The organism is Bacillus sp. FSL R10-2780 (genome assembly GCF_038006125.1).
GTDB classification, from domain to species: Bacteria; Bacillota; Bacilli; order Bacillales; family Bacillaceae_G; genus Bacillus_A; species Bacillus_A cereus_U.
In genome coordinates this window covers 530,178-549,717 of the sequence record NZ_JBBOUQ010000001.1, presented here as the reverse complement: position 1 = coordinate 549,717, position 19,540 = coordinate 530,178, and the positions used below count along the sequence as shown (strand labels likewise).

The following is a 19,540-nucleotide window of genomic DNA, read 5'->3' as shown; positions in this document are numbered from 1 at the left end:
ATTTAGGAGGTTTCACTTCATGACAGCAACAATTCAAAATGAAAAAGTGATCGTTTCCATCTCTGACAAAGGTGCAGAATTACAAAGCGTTCGCTTAAAAAAAGACAACACAGAATATTTATGGCAAGGTGATTCTACTTATTGGGGACGTCGTGCACCAATCTTGTTTCCAATCGTCGGTCGATTAGTAGAGAATACATACTACGTAGAAGGTAAACCTTATTCATTAACACAGCATGGTTTTGCCCGTGATCTTTCGTTCTCTGTTAAAGAACAAAGTGAAACAAAAATCACTTATGTCGTTACTAGTAATGAAGAGACGTTACAAAAATATCCATATGAATTTGAATTACTCGTTTCTTATGAAGTAGACGAACAAAATATACATGTTACATATGAAGTAAACAATCCCTCTTCAAAAGAGATGTTCTTTTCAATCGGAGCACATCCTGGATTCAACTGTCCTTTATTAGAAGGTGAATCATTTACAGATTATCATCTATCATTTAACGGATCTGAACGTTTAGAAACTAGCATATTAGAAGGTCCTTTTCTTTCAAATGAAAAGCAACTAATCGCTGAAAATACGAAAGAATTGCCACTTACATATGATATGTTCAAAAATGACGCGCTTATTTTTGAACATATCAATACGAATGAAATTTCTATTCGCTCACATAAACATAATAAATTTGTAAAAGTAGCATTTGATGGGTTCCCATTTGTCGGCGTATGGACACCAGGAGATAACGCACCTTTCTTATGTATTGAACCTTGGTACGGAATTGCTGATGAAGTAAAGCAAGCAAAAGATTTTAAAGAAAAAAAAGGAATTCAATCGTTACAAGCGAATGAAACATTTACATGTCGTTATAGCATTACAATTGGATAAAGTGAAACTTTAATCAGTGGGGGGTGTTCATCCCCCACTGATTATTAGCCCACACCAATCGGGCGTTTACGGGCAGTTGACCTCCCACCTAACTTCTTTGCTCTAGCCGAATTTTGAGGTGGGAGTCTTACTGCCCGGCAAATAGCGGGATAAGTACTCTATCCCCTACTTCTAAAAAAATTTTCAAGTAGGGGATAACCTTATAACTGGAGGTTCTCATTTTGATTGAAGTATATATCGATGGTGCATCAAAAGGAAATCCTGGACCTTCTGGCGCCGGGGTTTTTATTAAAGGGGTACAGCCACCTGTACAATTGTCATTACCACTTGGAACAATGTCCAACCATGAAGCAGAATACCACGCTTTACTTGCAGCATTAAAGTATTGCGCAACGCATAATTATAGCATTGTATCTTTTCGTACAGATTCCCAACTTGTTGAACGGGCTGTTGAAAAAGAATACGCAAAAAATAAAATGTTTGCACCGCTTCTAGAAGAAGCACTGCAGTACATAAAAAATTTCGATCTCTTTTTTATTAAGTGGATTCCAAGTAGTCAAAATAAAGTCGCTGATGAATTAGCTAGAAAAGCTATTTCACAAAATTAACGGGGGTATGAGTGTGAAAAAAGGGTGGATTGCTCCTCTCGCATTATTATTCGTCTCTTTTATTTGGGGAGCTACGTTTGTTGTCGTTCAAAATGCTATGTCTTTTGTTGGACCATTTACTTTTAATGCTATTCGCTTTTTATTCGCTGGAATTATTTTATTATTCGTTCAAATTATTTTCTCACAAAAAACTTCAACACAAGATATAAAACAGAGTAGTCTCGCTGGATTGATTGTTGGATTCTTTTTATGTGTTGGCTATTTACTACAAACATTCGGCTTACTTTATACAACCTCTTCAAAAGCTGGTTTCTTAACAGGGCTTAGTATCATTATGGTTCCAATCTTGTCTTTTATTTTTTTAAAACAGCGAGCTACAATTTTCATTGCACTTGGTATTACTGTAGCAACAGCAGGTTTATATTTATTAACGGCTGGTGATTCTTTTCAATTAAACATTGGAGATATACTCGTTCTCGGTTGTGCTGTCGCTTTCGCTGCCCATATTCTTGTTAACGGTTTCTTTTCTAAGAAAATATCACCTTTATTACTAAGCACTTCTCAAGTATTAGCTGTCGGTATATTTTCTTCTATTTGCGCTTTTTTGTTTGAAGATTGGGAAAAATTATTTTCAGTATCACTATGGACAAATCATTCCTTTTTATTCGCTCTATTTCTAACTTCTCTGTTTGCGACATCAATTGCCTTTTTCATTCAAACATCTGCACAAAAACACACTTCTCCAACGAGAGTAGCCATTATTTTCGCAATGGAGCCTGTTTTTGCAGCATTAACAGGCGTTCTAGTAGCAAATGAACAGCTTTCTATTTCTGCTGTTATTGGGTGTCTATGTATTTTCCTAGGTATGATTTTTGTTGAATTACCTTCAAAAACAAAAAAAGAAGCGCGGGCTGCGTGAAGTTACGCTTGCAACTTCCGCATAAAAGCCTTAGCGCTTTTTTTATCTGTAATTTCTTCTTCTTTCAATCGTTCTAATAACGCAACAAAATAACTGCCATCAAACTGTAACTGATGTTTAATTGTCGCTTCTATTGCTACGTTCACAATCCCATCAGATGCACCAGTATATCCTTGTCCAAACATAATAAACCCGTGTGCTTCCTCTGATAATTTAAATCCTTTCGTATGTAAGAATGAAAGATAATCTTCTACTGTTTGCATGATATTCCCACCTACTCAAAAATTCTCCACTTCCTATCATACATGTTTTTATACTCTATGAGAATGAAATTTCTTTGACAACTTTGTAAAGCAATCGTCTACTTCGTTAACAATGGAGGATTTCCTTACAACATGAAGGAATATGTACAGTGGCACTTATTTTATATTAAAGGGGAGACACGATGAAACAAGCACTATTAATTATCGATGCTCAGCAAGAACTTATTGATGGAAATGAACAAGAAAATGAAGTTTTTCGTAAAACTGAGCTATTAGCTACACTAAATACAGCTGTACAGAAAGCAATAGATTCAAATGCCCTTATTATTTTCGTAAGAGATACCGATGTTGCTTCTGGTAGCGGCGTGGGCTTTGAAGTACATAATCAAATTAAAGCACCTCAATCTGCAATATTCATTAATAAAGCAGCAACAAATTCATTCTACGGTACTTCTTTGTATGAACTTTTAAAAGAAGAGAAGATTAATCATCTCGTTATAGGTGGCTGTAAAACAGAACATTGCATTGACACCGCTGTTAGGACAGCAACTGTACAAGGCTTTGATGTTACATTAATTACAAATGGCCATTCAACAACTGATTCTAACGTATTGTCTGCAGAGCAAATCATTAATCATCATAATAAAACTTTACACGGCCATTATAACGTTGATCATTTTTCTATGGTAAGACCTATCGAGGAAGACCTCTTTCAACCAACTCATGACCAATATCGTGAGTAAATTTACCATAAAAAAGAATCCTTACGTGAAAAGGATTCTTTTTTATCCAAAAATTTGCGCTGTAATGCTATATAGTTCACTATTCCTTTTTAATAATTGATCACTATTTTTTATCATAATTGGTGGTTTATTCACCTTTTGAAAACCATTAATCTCTAATTCTTTCACGAAATCTTTCTTTCCCTCTGGTACATCCATTCTTAATTTACCATTATGCCCTTTTGCTAAATAATGTACCATTCTCATTGCCATCGCATCATTTTTACCAACAACTGTCCTATTATTTTATTTTCTGGCGTTTGTATACTTATACCATATCCTAATACATTTTGTTTTGTATCCTTTATAACGATACATTGTTCACTTTGTATAATTCGATACTTTAAAAACTCTTCTCTATTTGTTCCAAATGCATCTTCGTCTATTTGTATTATTTCTTCTAAATCACATTCTTCATAATTCACAATATGCTCTTCATTTCCTACACAATGATAATTCGCATTGTACGAGTTACATATGTATTTAGAAACATAACTAACAGCTCTAAATCCTAGTTTTTTATATAAAGGCTTCCCCTCATCCGTAGCAATAAGCATAATTGGGATTTGAGTTGATACGCTTTTAACGCATGAATCCGTTATTATCTTTCCAATCCCTCTTCCTTTATAATCTGGATGTACAATTACCATTCCGATAGAAGCTAATGCCTCCCCGTATAATATAATTGCCGCGCTAGCAATAAGCTCTTCCTTCGCATTTACCACACCATATACTATACCCGTATTCAAAATCGTCTCAATTTCTTCTCTGTTATAATCCCACCCAATATAAGAAGATAATGCTACAATATCCCCTATTTTTTCTTCCCTAAGACGCTCCACTCTAAACGCCAATTCAATCATTCTCCACCTCATTATTTAGACGTTTGAATCATTCTTTCCGAATCAACTTGTACATGTTTCCCTTTATCTGTCATACACATATCCTATTTTGACCAAGACTATAATGTAAATGAGGTGACCACATGCCCATTACGAATCGATTTTCTACCACCACTAACGGCGCACTCGCTATTACAGGAAACACACTCGGTTTAAGTAAAATTAGTAATCAAAACCGTGCTGGTACAATCGGTGCAATTGGTGCATTCGTAACTACGAATACCGCTTTACAAGTAACTACTTTTCCTGCCGGTACAACATTAAACTATACACAAAATAGTTCTACCGCTATTTTGAATATCCCTGCTGGTAGTACTATTCTTTACGCCGAACTCGTTTGGGGCGGGAACTATTTATCTCGTGATCAAAACATTACGAGTGTATTAGGAAACCCAGTTTCTTTCACAACGCCTGTTTCAACATACTCGATTACTCCTTCAGCTGTTACAGCTTCAAATCAAACTTTCGTTTCTGGATCTGTCACATTTGGATTTTATACACGATCAGCAGATGTAACCTCACTCGTTCAAGCTGCTGGATCTGGATCTTATACAACCGGCTCTGTCCCTGGACTGGTTGATCCTTTAGATGCTTCTAACGGGGCTATCAATTCTTCTGGATGGACGCTCATTGTCGCTTATCAAAACGGTTCCTTACCCGCAAGAAATTTAACAATTTACGTAGCTGGTAACCGTGTTTCTGTAGAAACTGGTAGTGCAGATGTATCTGTCTCAGGGTTTTTAACACCTGCAGGGGGACCTGTAAGCGGGAGATTATTTATAAGTTCTACTGAAGGGGATGCTGATTTAACTGGGGATCAAGCATTATTTGGACCAAATTTCAGTTCATTAAATGCTTTATCCGGGCCAAATAACGCTGTTAATAATTTCTTTGGTTCTCAAATTAATAATGCTGCAGGAAACTTAGATACAACAGGTACATTTGGAACGCGAAATCAAAGTGCTTCTACAAGTACAAACATCTCCGCTGGTAGACAAGGCTGGGACATTACTTCTATTGATATCTCTCCTTATTTAACAAATTCCCAAGTCTCCGCTGCAATCCGTTTAACAACTAACGGCGATGCATATATGTTGAATACAGTTGGCTTACAAATTAATATAAATTCACCTAATATACAAGCAACGAAAAGCGTGAATAAAAGTGTTGCTGCAATTGGGGATGTTCTTACTTATACAGTTACTGTCCCTAACACTGGGCTTCTTCCCGCAAATAACGTTACTTTTATAGACATTCTCCCTAACGGCACTTCCTTTATACCTGGAAGCGTAACGATAGATAACGTACCACAAACAAACGCAAATCCTATCGCCGGTATATCCTTAGGGACAATTAATAATAATGCTTCTCGTACAATAACTTTCCAAGCGACTGTCGTTTCTCTTCCAAGCCAAAACCCTATCTCTAACACCGCTACTATTACATTTCAATATACACCAATTGCTGGGGGAACGACTTTTAACGGTATTGCAACAAGCAACTCTGCCGGAACACAAATTAACCTCGCAGATATTAATGGAACAAAATCAGTTAACAAACTCTTTACCGATATTGGCGAAACGTTAACTTACAGTATTTCCCTAGCTAATGTAGGAAATATTGCGGCAACGAACGTTATATATACGGATCCGATTCCAAGCGGGACTACTTTTATTCCAGGGAGTGTCACTGTTAACGGCGTTACTCAAGCTGGAGTGAATCCCGCAAACGGCATATCAGTTGGAACCATCGCTGCAAATTCTACCGCTACTATTGCATTTCAAGTAACTGTCCCGACTATTCCTCAAACAAACCCAATTTTAAATAGTGGTACGACAACTTACCAATACGTTCCTATCCCAAACCAACCAGTAGTAAATGGATCTGATATGACCAATACCGTATCTACTCAAGTCAATAATGCTACTGTAACTATGGCGAAAGCAGTGGATAAAAACTTTGCTGATATTGGCGATACACTGACCTATACAGTTTCCTTTGTAGGTACAGGTAATACGACTGCTAACAATGTTATTTTTACGGATATCATTCCCACTGGCACTACTTTTGTCTTAAACAGTTTAACAATAGATGGCACGACACAAGTTGGAGCAAATCCCGCTAATGGTGTGAACATAGGATCCATCCCAACTGGCACAACCAAAAATATTTCATTTCAAGTAGTAGTTAACACAATACCCGCGTCAAATGTCGTATCTAACGGATCAAGCGCTTCTTATCAATACACCGTCAACCCTAGCCAATCACCCGTTACAAAAAACATTTCTTCCAATCTCGTTTCCACTCAAATTAACAATGCGAATTTAACATTAACAAAATCTACAAACAAACAATTTGCCACAATTGGCGAAACTATAAGTTATACAATCCTTATTACAAACAGTGGAAATACGGCGGCTAATAACGTTCAACTAACAGATCCACTTCCAAACGGAACGATATTGACTCTAGGTTCTGTAACTCTTAATGGCGTTTTGCAAAATGTAGATTCTCTCGTTGCCTTACCTATCGGCACAATTCCTGGCGGAGCTACTTTCACCTTATCCTTCCAAGTAACAGTCATTAACATTACTGCACAAAACCCTATCATTAATAACGCTTTCGCCTCTTATATTTACACTGTAAATCCAAGCCTGCCACCAACTTCAAAAACAACAAATTCTAATTCTGTTACATCGACAATTAGACTAGCAAATCTTCATGCTATTAAATCTGTAGATAAAACGTTTGCGGAAGTTGGAGATGTATTAACTTACACATTTGCTCTTACAAACGACGGAAACGTTGCAGCGAACAATGTATTACTATCCGATTCCATTGCGAATGGTACTTCCTTTGTGCCAAACAGTGTTATGATTAACGGTGTTACTCAGCCGGGCGTTACACCAGCTAGCATCAATATTGGCAGTATCAACGCTGGCACTACCATTACAGCTTCATTCCAAGTATTAATAACTAGTATTCCAAATCCTAACCCTATTTCAAATAGCGCTTCCATTTCCTATAACTTTATCGTTGATCCAAACGCTTCCCCTGTAAGTGCAAACACAACTTCAACCACTACATTTACTCAAGTAAATGATGCAAATGTCATTTCGGCAAAAACAGTGGATCGAGCGTTCGCTACCGTTGGGGATATATTAACTTATACCGTTATTTTAACGAATGCAGGAAGTGTTTCTGCTGATAGTCCAACTTTCGTAGATACAAATCCCGATGGCACTATCTTTATCCCAAACACTTTCCTTATTAATGGTGTACTCCAAAATAACGCAGATCCAAATATCGGTGTTCCGTTACCTTCCATTCCTGCTAACGGCTCACTTACCGTCTCTTATCAAGTAACTGTCACCTCTTTACCAACACAAAACCCAACAATAAATTCCTCTAGTACACAGTATAGCTTTATTCTAAATCCGGGCGACCCACCAACTATAGAAATATCTTTAAGTAACACTGTAAGTACACAAATTAATTTAGCAAATGTAGTTATTGTCAAAGAGGTCGATTTAACTATCGCCGATGTCGGGCAACCAATCACATATACAATTTCCTTAGCTAATCTTGGCAATACTACAGCAAATACTGTTGTTGTTACCGACATACTGCCTCCTGGAACTACTCTCGTACCAAATAGTATTTTTATAGGCGGTGCTTTACAGCTAGGCGCAGATCCAAGTGCCGGTCTTCAAGTTGGTACAATTCCAGCAGGCGGAATTACAACAATTGTCTTCCAAATTAGTGCAAATGGGATACCTTCACCAAATCCAATTCAAAATAGCGCTTCACTTCAATATAGCTTTATCGCTGATCCAAGTTTACCTGCTGTCGTTCAAAACGCCTCTAGCAATATAGTAACTACACAAATTAATACTGCTACTATCGTAGCGAATAAATTAACAAGTACAAACTTTGCTGATGTCGGTGATAGCATTACGTATGCAACTGTACTAACAAATAACGGGAATATTCCGGCTACTAATGTTATTTTTACGGATGTTATTCCAAGTGGTACACTTTTCATTCCAGATAGTGTAGCAATTGATAATGTGCCTGTAGCTAATGTTAATCCAGCAAACGGCATCTCCATCGGTACAATTGGAGCAAACTCCTCACGTACTGTTTCCTTTCAAGTGAATGTACCAGCTATTCCATCCATTAATCCCATTACTAATCAATCAGGCACTACATTCCAATACACGTACGATCCATCCAAACCAGCCGTAATGCAAATGACTTCTTCTAACACTGTACAGACAACAATTAATAATGCTACGGTTGCCGCTACAAAATCTGTAGATAAACAGTTTGCTAACGTAAATGATATTATTACGTACACGACTACCTTAACGAATAATGGGAACATACTTGCATCAAACGTGATATTTACAGATGTAATTCCAAACGGGACATCGTTTATTCCTAATAGTGTCACAGTAAACGGGAATATACTCCCGAATACAAATCCTGCTAACGGAATTGCAATTGATCCAATCAATCCGAATGCAAATACTATAATCTTGTTTCAAATAAAAGTGAATTCCATCCCTAATCCAAATCCAATCCCGAACCAAAGTAATACAACGTACCAATATATCGTAAACCCTAACTTACCTCCAGCATCCGCCAATGCGTTAAGCAACTTAATAACAACGCAAATTAATAATGCTACGATCATCGCTACTAAGTCAGTGAATACACCGAAAGCTGCAATTGGAGATATCGTCACCTATACGATTGCAGTTACAAATACAGGAAATATCCCTGCTAGTGCTACAGTTTTAACAGATGGACTTGGACCAGGTGCATCCTTCGTCCCGGATTCTGTTACGATAAATAACGTTTCACAACCTGGGTTAGATCCTTCACTAGGAATTCCGTTAAACGATATTCCACCAGCAAATACTATATTCATTACATTCCAAGTAAAAATACTCGCAATTCCCCCTAGTGGTGCTTTAACGAATAATGCCCTTGTAAATTATGAGTATACAGTTAATCCAAACCAGTCACCTGCTGTTGGTAGCACTGTAACAAACACGACCGCTACTCCGATTGTTGATGCTACTTTAGTTTTAAATAAAAATGCGAGTACAACTTTCGCTACGATTGGTGATACGATTACATTCACCTCATCTGTTACAAACACAGGAAATACAACTGCGAACAACATTGTTTTTACAGATTCGATTCCAAATGGTACTGCCTTTGTCCCAAATAGCTTTAAGATAAATGGTGTAACCGTCCCGAATGCAAATCCACAAAACGGTATCAATATTGGTAACATGAATTCAAATGCATCGGTTACACTCAGTTTTCAAGTAAACATTACAACGATTCCAAACCCTAATCCAATTCCTAACAAATCATCGCTTCAATATAGTTTTATTGTAGATATAAATGAACCACCTGTTTCACGAACAGTTCAATCCAATAAAACTTTTACACAAGTAAATACTGCTTCCGTTATCGCAACAAAAACTGCGAGCAGTGCATTTGCTGCTGTTGGAGATACAATTACGTATACAACCACCCTTACCAATAGCGGAAATACAACTGCAAATACACCTATTTTTATAGATATATTACCTACTGAACTTTCCTTCGTTCCTGATAGCGTACAAATTAATACCATCCCACAACTTGGATTTAGGCCAGATAGTGGGGTTCCTTTAGACCTAATTCCAGTTGGAGGATCGACAACCATTACCTTCCAAGCTATTGTCGGTTCAATACCAGCTTCAAACCCTACGATGAACCAATCTAGCACAACATACTCTATCATTGTTGACCCTACCGAGCCGCCTGTTACAGAAACAGCTACTAGTAATCCGGTCTTAGTTCAAATTAACGAAGCAATTATTCAAGCAACAAAAAGTGTGGATCGACTATTTTCTGACATAGCACCCGGAAATTCATTTTTAACGTATACAGTTTTATTAGAAAATATCGGAAACACGACTGCTACTAATATCATTTTTACAGATTTGATTCCAAATAATACAGTATTTATAGAAGATAGCGTTCGAGTAGGAGGAGTTTTATTACCTGGGGTAAACCCAGCGAACGGGATACCAATTGGGGATATTATCGCAGAGGACTTTATAAACGTCACCTTCCGCGTTCAAGTAGTTAGTATTCCAAATCCAATTTTTACAATCGGACCCGGTGGGCCAAACTCACCGGTTGTAAACGGTGCTTCTATTAATTATCAATTTATGACAGGACCTAATTTACCACTTGTTTCACGAAGTACAACATCCAATTCTGTTTCGACACAAATAAATTCCGGGGAAATTGCACTGGTTAAATCTGTAGATAAAACTTTTGCAACGATCGGCGATACAATTTCTTATACAATTACATTAAGTAATCCAGGAAATGTCACTTCACAAAATATAATTTTCACGGATACTTTACCTGACGGAACGACATTTATATCCGGAACTCTTACAAATGATTCTGGTACACAGCAAATAGGCAATCCAGCGAACGGGATTCAGATTGGAAATATAAATCCCGGTAGTACGGCTACTATTACGATAAACGTACTTGCTACAAACATTCCAAGTATAAATCCAATTTCTAATTTTAGTTCTGTACAATTTCAGCATATTGTCGATCCAAGTCAACCGGCTATAACACAAACCGCTTCATCTAATACCGTTACTACGACAATAAATAGCGCAATATTAACTACAACAAAAAGTGTTGATAAATCTATTATTTCTGTTGGTGATACAGTTACGTATACAACTACTATTACGAATACAGGAAATACACCAGCTACAAATGTAACATTTACAAGCGCTATTCCGGCTAGCACTACATTTATACCCAATTCGGTCACAATAAATGGTATCCAGCAACCTGACGCACAACCAGCACTTGGAGTAAATATACCAAATATCGCACCTGGCGAAACAGTAACTGTTACTTTTCAAGTAAATGTTATTTCTGTTCCTCCTTCAAATTCGATTATGGGTAATGACACAATTTTATATTCTTATACTGTTGATCCAAACGGAACTCCTGTTACAACTTCTACTTCAACTAATATCGTTACAAACCCTGTACTTGACGCTATGATAACGATGGTAAAATCAGTCGATCAAACACTTGTAACACTTGGTGATACCATTACCTATACGACCGTTTTAACGAATAGTGGTAATACAAATGCAACTAACATTACTTTCACTGATCTTATACCAGATGGTACAACGTTTATTACTGATAGCGTTACAATAGATGGCATCACGCAAATTGGACTTAATCCTAATACAGGTATAACGATTGGAGCAATTGCTCCTAACAACTCAATATCTATAGCATTTCAAGTGACCGCTACTTCTACACCTGTTCAAAATCCTATTGCCAATTCCGCTAGTGCTTCTTACACATTTATCGCTGACCCAAATGCCCCTATTGTTTCAAGGACTGTTATTTCAAACACAGTGTTCACTACAATTAATACAGCTACCATTCTTTCATTAAAACAAGTCGATAAATCATTTAGCCGCATCGGAGACACACTCACCTATACTGTTGCTTTAACAAACAATGGAAACTCATCCGCACAAAATGTTATTTTCACAGATACAATGCCGAGTGGAACTACATTTATTGCAAACACATTTTCTATTAACGGTGTTCCTCAAATGGGAGCAAATCCTGCGAATGGTGTAGATATCGGACTTATCACAGCTGGGACTACAGTAACTGTTTCATTTCAAGTGACCATAACCTCATTACCAACTGAAAACCCAATTGTAAACTTCTCATCGACATCGTACCAATTAGTCTCACCACCTGATGCGGAAACTTCAATTAGTAATCCTGTTTCAACTCAAATTAAAGAAGCAATATTATCTATGACGAAAAATGAAAGTGTATCCTATGCAGATATCGGGCAAACTGCTTTTTACACTACTTCTATTGCGAATTTGGGTAATACCGATGCTACTAACATTGTATTCACAGATGTATTACCATCTGGGCTTACATTTATCCCGAGCACATTAACTGTCGATGGCATTTTACAACCTGATGCGAATCCAAATACAGGGGTAGTACTTGCAACACTTCCACCAACTGAAATATATAGTATCGTCTTTCAAGTTATAGTTAACAGTATTTCACCTATAAATCCAGCACCGAATACAGCATCAACGACGTATGAGTTTACTGTTGATCCAGGTAACCCGCCGGTATCGAATACAGCTACCTCCAACACTACACTTCTTCAAATAAACAACGCAAATATTATTAGCACAAAAACAGCAAACCTTACTTTTGCGGATGTTGGTGATACAATAACATTTACACTTAACCTTCCTAATACAGGGAATACAACTGCAACTGATGTAACCATTATTGATATTCTTGATAGCAATTTAACTTTCGTTCCGAATAGTTTCACAGTTAACGGGCAAACCATCCAAAATGCCGATTTATCTACCGGTGTAAATATTGGTTCAATTAATGGTGGTAATGCGGCAATTGTCACATTCCAAGCAACTGTTACTACACTTCCAGCACTTAATCCAATTACCAATTCTGCTTCTAGCACATATCATTATGTCGTTGATCCTAACCAGCCACCTACTATAACTTCCAATCAATCTAATACAACGACATCACAAATTAATACCGCTATTCTTACAGCACAAAAAAGCACAAATGTATCTACGGTAGATATCGGGCAGGATATTGTCTACACCGTTACAATTACAAATAGCGGAAATGTTAGTGCAACTAATGTTATTTTTACCGACCTTATTCCAGACGGAACTTCCTTTGAACCGAATAGTTTTACACTTAACGGAACTAGCATCCCAAATGCAAACATAATTACAGGCGTTCCAATTGGTGATATCGCGCCAAACCAATCTGTCATCGTAGCATTTCATATTAATGCAAATGAAATTCCGCCTATAAATCCAATTACCAATCAGGCTAGCGTTAGCTTTCAACATATCGTTAATCCAGCAAATCCTCCAGTTTCAAAAAACATTACTTCTAACAACGTTACAACAAAAATTGAAAGTGCTATTTTAACTACTATTAAAATAGGAGATAAAACTTTTGCCACTATTGGTGATACGATTACGTATACAACTACTATAACCAACACAGGAAATATTCCTGCTAACAACGTTATTTTCTCAGACCCTTTACCGACATGGACACAATTTGTTGCAGGATCAGTCATTGTTGATGGCACTTCATTACCATCCGTTTCTATCATTGACGGTGTTGGCATAAATACAATCAATCCAAATCAAATCGTAACAATTGTATTCCAAGTTCAAATCGTAAGCAATCCAACAACTTTCACACCTGAACTCCAAAACTTAGGATTTGTTAACTTCCAATATAACGTAGGCAATTCATTACAGGCTCAACCTGGTAATGTGGAAACGAACGTCTTCGTTACTTCTATTAATTCAGCAATACTTTCAGCTGTAAAAACTGCTAATACAGCCTTTGCAAATATCGCAGACACGATCACTTATACAGTTTTGATTCAAAATAGCGGCAATACAAACGCTACGAATTTAAATTTCTCAGACATTATTCCAGCTGGAACGACTTTTGTTGAAAATAGTTTTTCTGTAAATGGAAGTACCATTCCAGGGGAAAATCCAAATAACGGAGTTAATATTGGAACCGTTAACGCAGACAGTTCATTAACTGTTACTTTCCAAGTCATAGTTACATCTACTCCACCTTCAAACCCAATTACAAACGTTGCATCTATTCAATACGCATTCATTGTTGATCCGACTGCTCCTCCTGTTACAGGCACAATAAGTTCTAATAGCGCTTCAACACAAATTAATAACGCTACTGTTACAACTGTTTTAGAAGCAAATCGAACAATTGTATCTATCGGAGATGTAATTACGTATACAGCAACATTAACGAATACCGGAAACTTCCCTGCAAATTCTGTATTACTCATTAACGGAATTCCTGTAGGTGCAGTATTCGTTCCAAATAGTGTTACGTTAAATGGAATTCCGCTTCCAGATGCAAGTCCAACTCTCGGTATTCCAGTTGGTATTATCGCACCAGGTGATTCTGCTACTATTACGTTCCAATTTCTTGCTAGTTCTATTCCACCGCAAGGGGCGATTATAAATCAAGCCATTACAAGTTACACGTATATTGTAGATCCGAGTCAACCTCCAGTTACAGCAACATCCTCATCTAATACGGTGAATACAGCTGTCGTTGATGCATCGTTATCCGCAACTAAAAATACAGATTCTCTCGTACAATCTACAAACGGTACAATCACTTACACAGTAGTCGTTCGAAATAACGGAAATACAACTACAAATACAGTTATTTTAACAGATTTGGTCCCAGAAGGAACTGCACTTATTCCTAATAGCGTGACCATTAATACCGTTTCCGTTCCAGGCACCGATCCAAACGTAGGAATACCATTAAACGCCATTGCGCCATCAGAAATCGTCACCGTCACATTCCAAGTTATCGTTCAATTCATTCCAAGTGTGAATCCAATTTCTAATACAGCCCGTATTGACTATACTTTTATCGCCGATCCAACTACTCCAATCATCTCTCGAACAATTATGTCTAATCCAGCTTTCACACAAATTTCAGATGCGACTATCCTTTCTTTAAAAGCAGTCAATGTACAACAAGCAACAACGGGCGATATTTTGACCTACACGATCACATTAGAAAATACCGGAAATATCTCAGCAACTAATCTCTCATTTTTAGATTCTACTCCAGATGGTACTACATTCGTAGAAAATAGTTTTACACTTAACGGAACAGCTATACCTGGTGCCAACCCAAATGTAGGTGTTACTTTGCCTAACCTAGCAGCAAACGCTACTCACCTTATTTCGTTCCAAATTCTTATTAACGATCCATTCTCGCAAGAATCGATTACAAATCAATCCAATACAACATATACAATTCAACCAGACCCAGGGCAACCGCCTATTACTGAAACATCTACAAGTAATATCGTCATTACAAATTTCGTGCAAGCACAATTGACAATTACAAAAACATCCAATCCAATAACTGTAGATATTGGTGGAACTATACTTTATATTTCTGAAGTGAAAAATATCGGCAATGTTGACGCAATAAATATTATTTTCACAGATTCTATTCCAGCTGGGACTACATTCGTTCCCGATAGTGTCACAATTAACGGTGTCCTTCAGCCAGGTGTAAATCCAGAAAACGGAATACCGATTGAAACGATTCCATCAAACAGTTCCAAAACGATACTATTTCAAGTGCATACAAATAATCCACCTACTGAAACCGAAATTGTAAATCAATCATCTGCAAATTACCAATATGTAAGTATCCCTACAGCCCCACCAGTGAATCGCTCTGCAAATTCTAACGTTGTTACAACATCGCTTCAAAACGCAAATATTATTTCTGTTAAAAGTGCTGATGTAACTTTCATATCAATCGGGCAAAATATTACCTATACAAATACACTACAAAATATAGGAACCGTTCCAGCTAATAATACTGTGTTCATTGATAACATTCCAGAAGGTACTATATTCATTGAAGATAGCTTATCAATAAATAATGTGATTCAGCCTGGCGCGAATCCTGAAAACGGAGTAACTCTCGGCACGATACAACCAAATGAAACAGTCACTATTTCATTCCAAGTACAACTTACAAGTATACCTTCGGGCAATACAGTCATTAATATTTCAGACACTTCGTATGAATACCAAATTGACCCTAGTTCTCCAATTATTCAGCGTAGATCGTTACCAAATGCAGTAAACACTGAAGTGCGGACGGCAAATGTTAGTGCAATTAAATCCGCCAATAGATCCATTACACGCATCGGTCAAATCATCACATATACAGTCGCAGTTACAAACTCTGGTACAGTACCTATTACAAATACTCTCCTAATTGACGCAATTGCAGCTGGGACCACATTCGTTCCAAATAGCATCCTTGTGGATGGCATACCAAGACCTGACGAAAATCCAATTACCGGAATCGCCCTTGATATAATTCTTCCAAATAATACGATTATTGTTACGTTCCAAGTAAATGTAGTCTCTATACCTTCTCAAAATAACATTAATAATATCGCCGTCATTCACTATGAATATAAACCAGACCCAAGCTTACCACCTATTTCAGAAACGACCTCTTCCAATAGTACAAATATACAATTTATTGATGCTATTCTTATCGCTACAAAATCCGCTAATAAAGTATTAGCTAATATTGACGAAACCATTGAATATACAGTATTCATTCAAAATAACGGATCCACTACAACTAACTCCATCTTTTTTACAGATACTATAGCGGATGGAACAGTATTTATTCCAGGAAGCGTAATAGTTAACAATACGGTACTTCCTGCAGCAGATCCAAATATCGGCTTTTCCATTCCTAACATCGCGTCAGGGCAATCGACTACAATAACATTCCAAGTTTCCGTTACGAATTTGCCAGCTGTAAATCCAACACCTAATACTGCAAACATCGTCTACGACTTTATTTTCAACCCTGACTTTGCACCAATTCAAAAATCTACTACTTCCAATACTACTTTCGTTCAAATTAATGATGCTGATATCGTTTCACTTAAAACTGTTGATTTGACTTCTGTAACAATTGGTGACATTTTAACTTATACAACAACTTTAACAAATACAGGGAATACGGATGCTACTGCTGTTGTATTTACAGACAATATTCCTGATGGAACAACCTTTATAGACGGTAGCGTTTTAGTAAATAATATTCCTCAGCTTAACGCCAATCCAAGTGCCGGTATACTTGTAGGAACGATTGCTCCTGACATTTCTATCCCAGTCACATTTTCTGTTACCGTGGTAGCTCTTCCAGCTAGCGGTCACATTCAAAATCAATCAACTTCTCGTTATACAATAAATGGTGAAGAAAAAATATCAACTAGTAATATTACCTTCACTGAAGTTATTTCTGTTAATGTAATTGCGACAAAAACAACGCCAATCCAATACGCTGACCTACAAACTATCATCCCTTATACAATTCCCATCATAAATAACGGAAATATACAAGTGGAAAACATTATTGTTACAGATATCATTCCAGCAAATACGAGCTTTATAGAGAATAGTGTTATTGTGAATGGCAACGCTCGTCCAAATGACAACCCACTTAGCGGTATACAAATTGATAACATTCCGCCTAATACGACAGCAACTATTCTATTCCAAGTACGGGTTACTTCGATTCCGCAAATAAATCCAATCTCTAACACGAGTACAATTGAATATGAATACACGTTACCGAATCGACCGCCTATTACCGAAACTATTATTTCAGCAGCTGCCGTAACAGAAATTAATCACGCAAATTTGACTAGTAACAAAGCTGTTGACCTTGCATTTGCAACGGTCGGTGATACGTTAACGTATACGATTACACTAAATCAAACTGGTAATGTTTCAGCAAATGATGTAATCATTCAAGATATTATTCCTCAAGGTACTACGTTTATAGAAAATAGCGTCATTGTAAACGGAGAAACTCTTCCGGGAGTTAATCCAATAAGCGGCATACCAATTGGTACTATAATTGTAGGCGAAAGTGCTATCGCTTCATTCCAAGTAACTGTGACTTCTATTCCAACACCAAATGAACTCAACAACCAAGCAATTACTACTTTTAAATATATAGTCAACCCAAATAACTTACCTGTTACAAATACGACTACAACAAATACTGTCACAACAACTGTCCAAAATGATAATGTTGTTGCCATAAAATCTGTTAATGCCACGAATGCATTACCTAGTCAAACTTTAACGTATACAATTACAATTTCTAATAGCGGTAATGTGACGATTGAAGATCTTCTTGCCATAGACACCGTACCAGTAGATACAACCTTCGTTACTAACAGTGTTACAATTAACGGAATCAATCAGCCTAATGCAAATCCCGAAAATGGTATTACATTAGGAAATCTTGCTCCTAATGAATCTGTTATCATTACGTTCCAAATAACAATATCTTCTTCGACTCTTCAATCTGCAATCAATAACGATGCTTCTGTTTCCTATACTGTTACCATTGATCCGAATGAACCACCTATTACAATTACAAAGCAAACAAATACCGTTACAACAACACTCATCGATCCAATGGTGCGCATTGAGAAAAACGCTGACAAATCTATTGTCGTTATAGGAGATATTATTACATTCACATTAGAGATATTTAATCATTCCCCAATTCCTACAGTAAATACTTCCGTTTTAGATATGATTCCAGCTGGTACAACATTTATAGAAAATAGTGTAACCATTAACGGTACCCAAATCCCAAATATCCGTCCAGATACTGGTATTAATATCGGAGCTTTACCTGCAGATGGAGTAGTAACTATAACATTTAAAGTTCTCGTAACTTCTATCCCTTCAAACAGTACAATTATCAATTCTGCAACAGTTACAGCTGCTTTCCAACTGACGCCACAGGATCCGATTATTACTTTCATCGTTAATTCGAACATTGTTCGCATACCAGTTCAATTTATAACTGCAACTGTGCTTAAAAACGCTTCCGTTAGCTCAGCTTATTTAAACCAATACTTTGATTATACGGTGCATATTACGAATACCTCGGAATTTTCAATTACAAACATTTCTTTACAAGACACCATTCCTGCAGGTTTACGATTTATTGGCAGATCCGTTATAGTTGACGGCATATCACTTCCTTTAGCTGATCCAAATTTCGGATTCCTAGTTGCAACTAACTTTGAACCAAATGAAGTAATTATTGTGTCATTCACAGTACAAGTAATGGATCAGCCAGTAAACAATAAATTTATAAACACCGCTAATATTTCCTTACAACTTCAAACATCTCCTGCCGAACCACCTATAACAATAACAATTGTAAGTAACAAAAACATCGTCTCTTTCCTCCCACCAAATATAGAGCGTGTTTTACCAAACTTAAGTTGCTTCTTTGACGGTGAACGCTTTATACGAATTACTCCTCGGAACATACGAAAATATTTCGGGCCTTGGATTTGGTGGAATTAATTCAAATAAATAAAAGAGATTGTAGTTTGATTTAAACCAAACTACAATCTCTTTTTCA

At 37.0% G+C, this 19,540-nt stretch carries 6 protein-coding genes and 1 pseudogene; 5 read left to right on the top strand and 2 right to left on the bottom strand.

All coding sequences use genetic code 11. The annotated features are described in order from the left end of the window. Positions 1 to 19 precede the first annotated feature (19 nt). The 3 genes from NSQ47_RS02880 to NSQ47_RS02870 all read left to right on the top strand — a co-directional run bounded on the left by NSQ47_RS02880 (position 20) and on the right by NSQ47_RS02870 (position 2,419). Complete coding sequence (locus NSQ47_RS02880; protein ID WP_341036040.1) at positions 20 to 892, top strand: aldose 1-epimerase family protein; 873 nt, start codon at positions 20 to 22, stop codon at positions 890 to 892. Between the two features lie 221 nt (positions 893 to 1,113). Then, the gene (locus NSQ47_RS02875) at positions 1,114 to 1,500 is read left to right on the top strand and encodes a reverse transcriptase-like protein (RefSeq protein WP_002158525.1); all 387 of its coding nucleotides are present in this window, start codon (positions 1,114 to 1,116) and stop codon (positions 1,498 to 1,500) included. 13 nt (positions 1,501 to 1,513) lie between these two features. Continuing rightward, on the top strand, positions 1,514 to 2,419 hold the full coding sequence (locus NSQ47_RS02870; RefSeq protein ID WP_341036039.1) for a DMT family transporter: 906 nt from the start codon (positions 1,514 to 1,516) through the stop codon (positions 2,417 to 2,419). A 2-nt stretch (positions 2,420 to 2,421) separates the two neighbouring features. Here the strand turns inward: NSQ47_RS02870 and NSQ47_RS02865 are convergent, their stop codons facing one another. After that, positions 2,422 to 2,682, bottom strand: coding sequence for a DUF6123 family protein (locus tag NSQ47_RS02865; RefSeq protein ID WP_002158528.1), 261 nt, complete (start codon positions 2,680 to 2,682; stop codon positions 2,422 to 2,424). 182 nt (positions 2,683 to 2,864) lie between these two features. On the opposite strand from NSQ47_RS02865, the gene NSQ47_RS02860 reads away from it, so the two are divergent. Next, positions 2,865 to 3,425 carry a cysteine hydrolase family protein gene (locus NSQ47_RS02860; RefSeq protein ID WP_341036038.1) on the top strand — a complete coding sequence of 187 codons (561 nt, stop codon included), beginning with the start codon at positions 2,865 to 2,867 and terminating at the stop codon, positions 3,423 to 3,425. A 42-nt stretch (positions 3,426 to 3,467) separates the two neighbouring features. On the opposite strand, the pseudogene NSQ47_RS02855 reads toward NSQ47_RS02860, so the two are convergent. Next, positions 3,468 to 4,327, bottom strand: a pseudogene (locus NSQ47_RS02855) (GNAT family N-acetyltransferase). Positions 4,328 to 4,449: 122 nt separating this feature from the next. Between NSQ47_RS02855 and NSQ47_RS02850 the strand changes: the two are divergent. After that, positions 4,450 to 19,482, top strand: a complete 15,033-nt coding sequence (locus NSQ47_RS02850) for a DUF7507 domain-containing protein (RefSeq protein ID WP_341036037.1) — start codon at positions 4,450 to 4,452, stop codon at positions 19,480 to 19,482. Positions 19,483 to 19,540 lie beyond the last annotated feature (58 nt).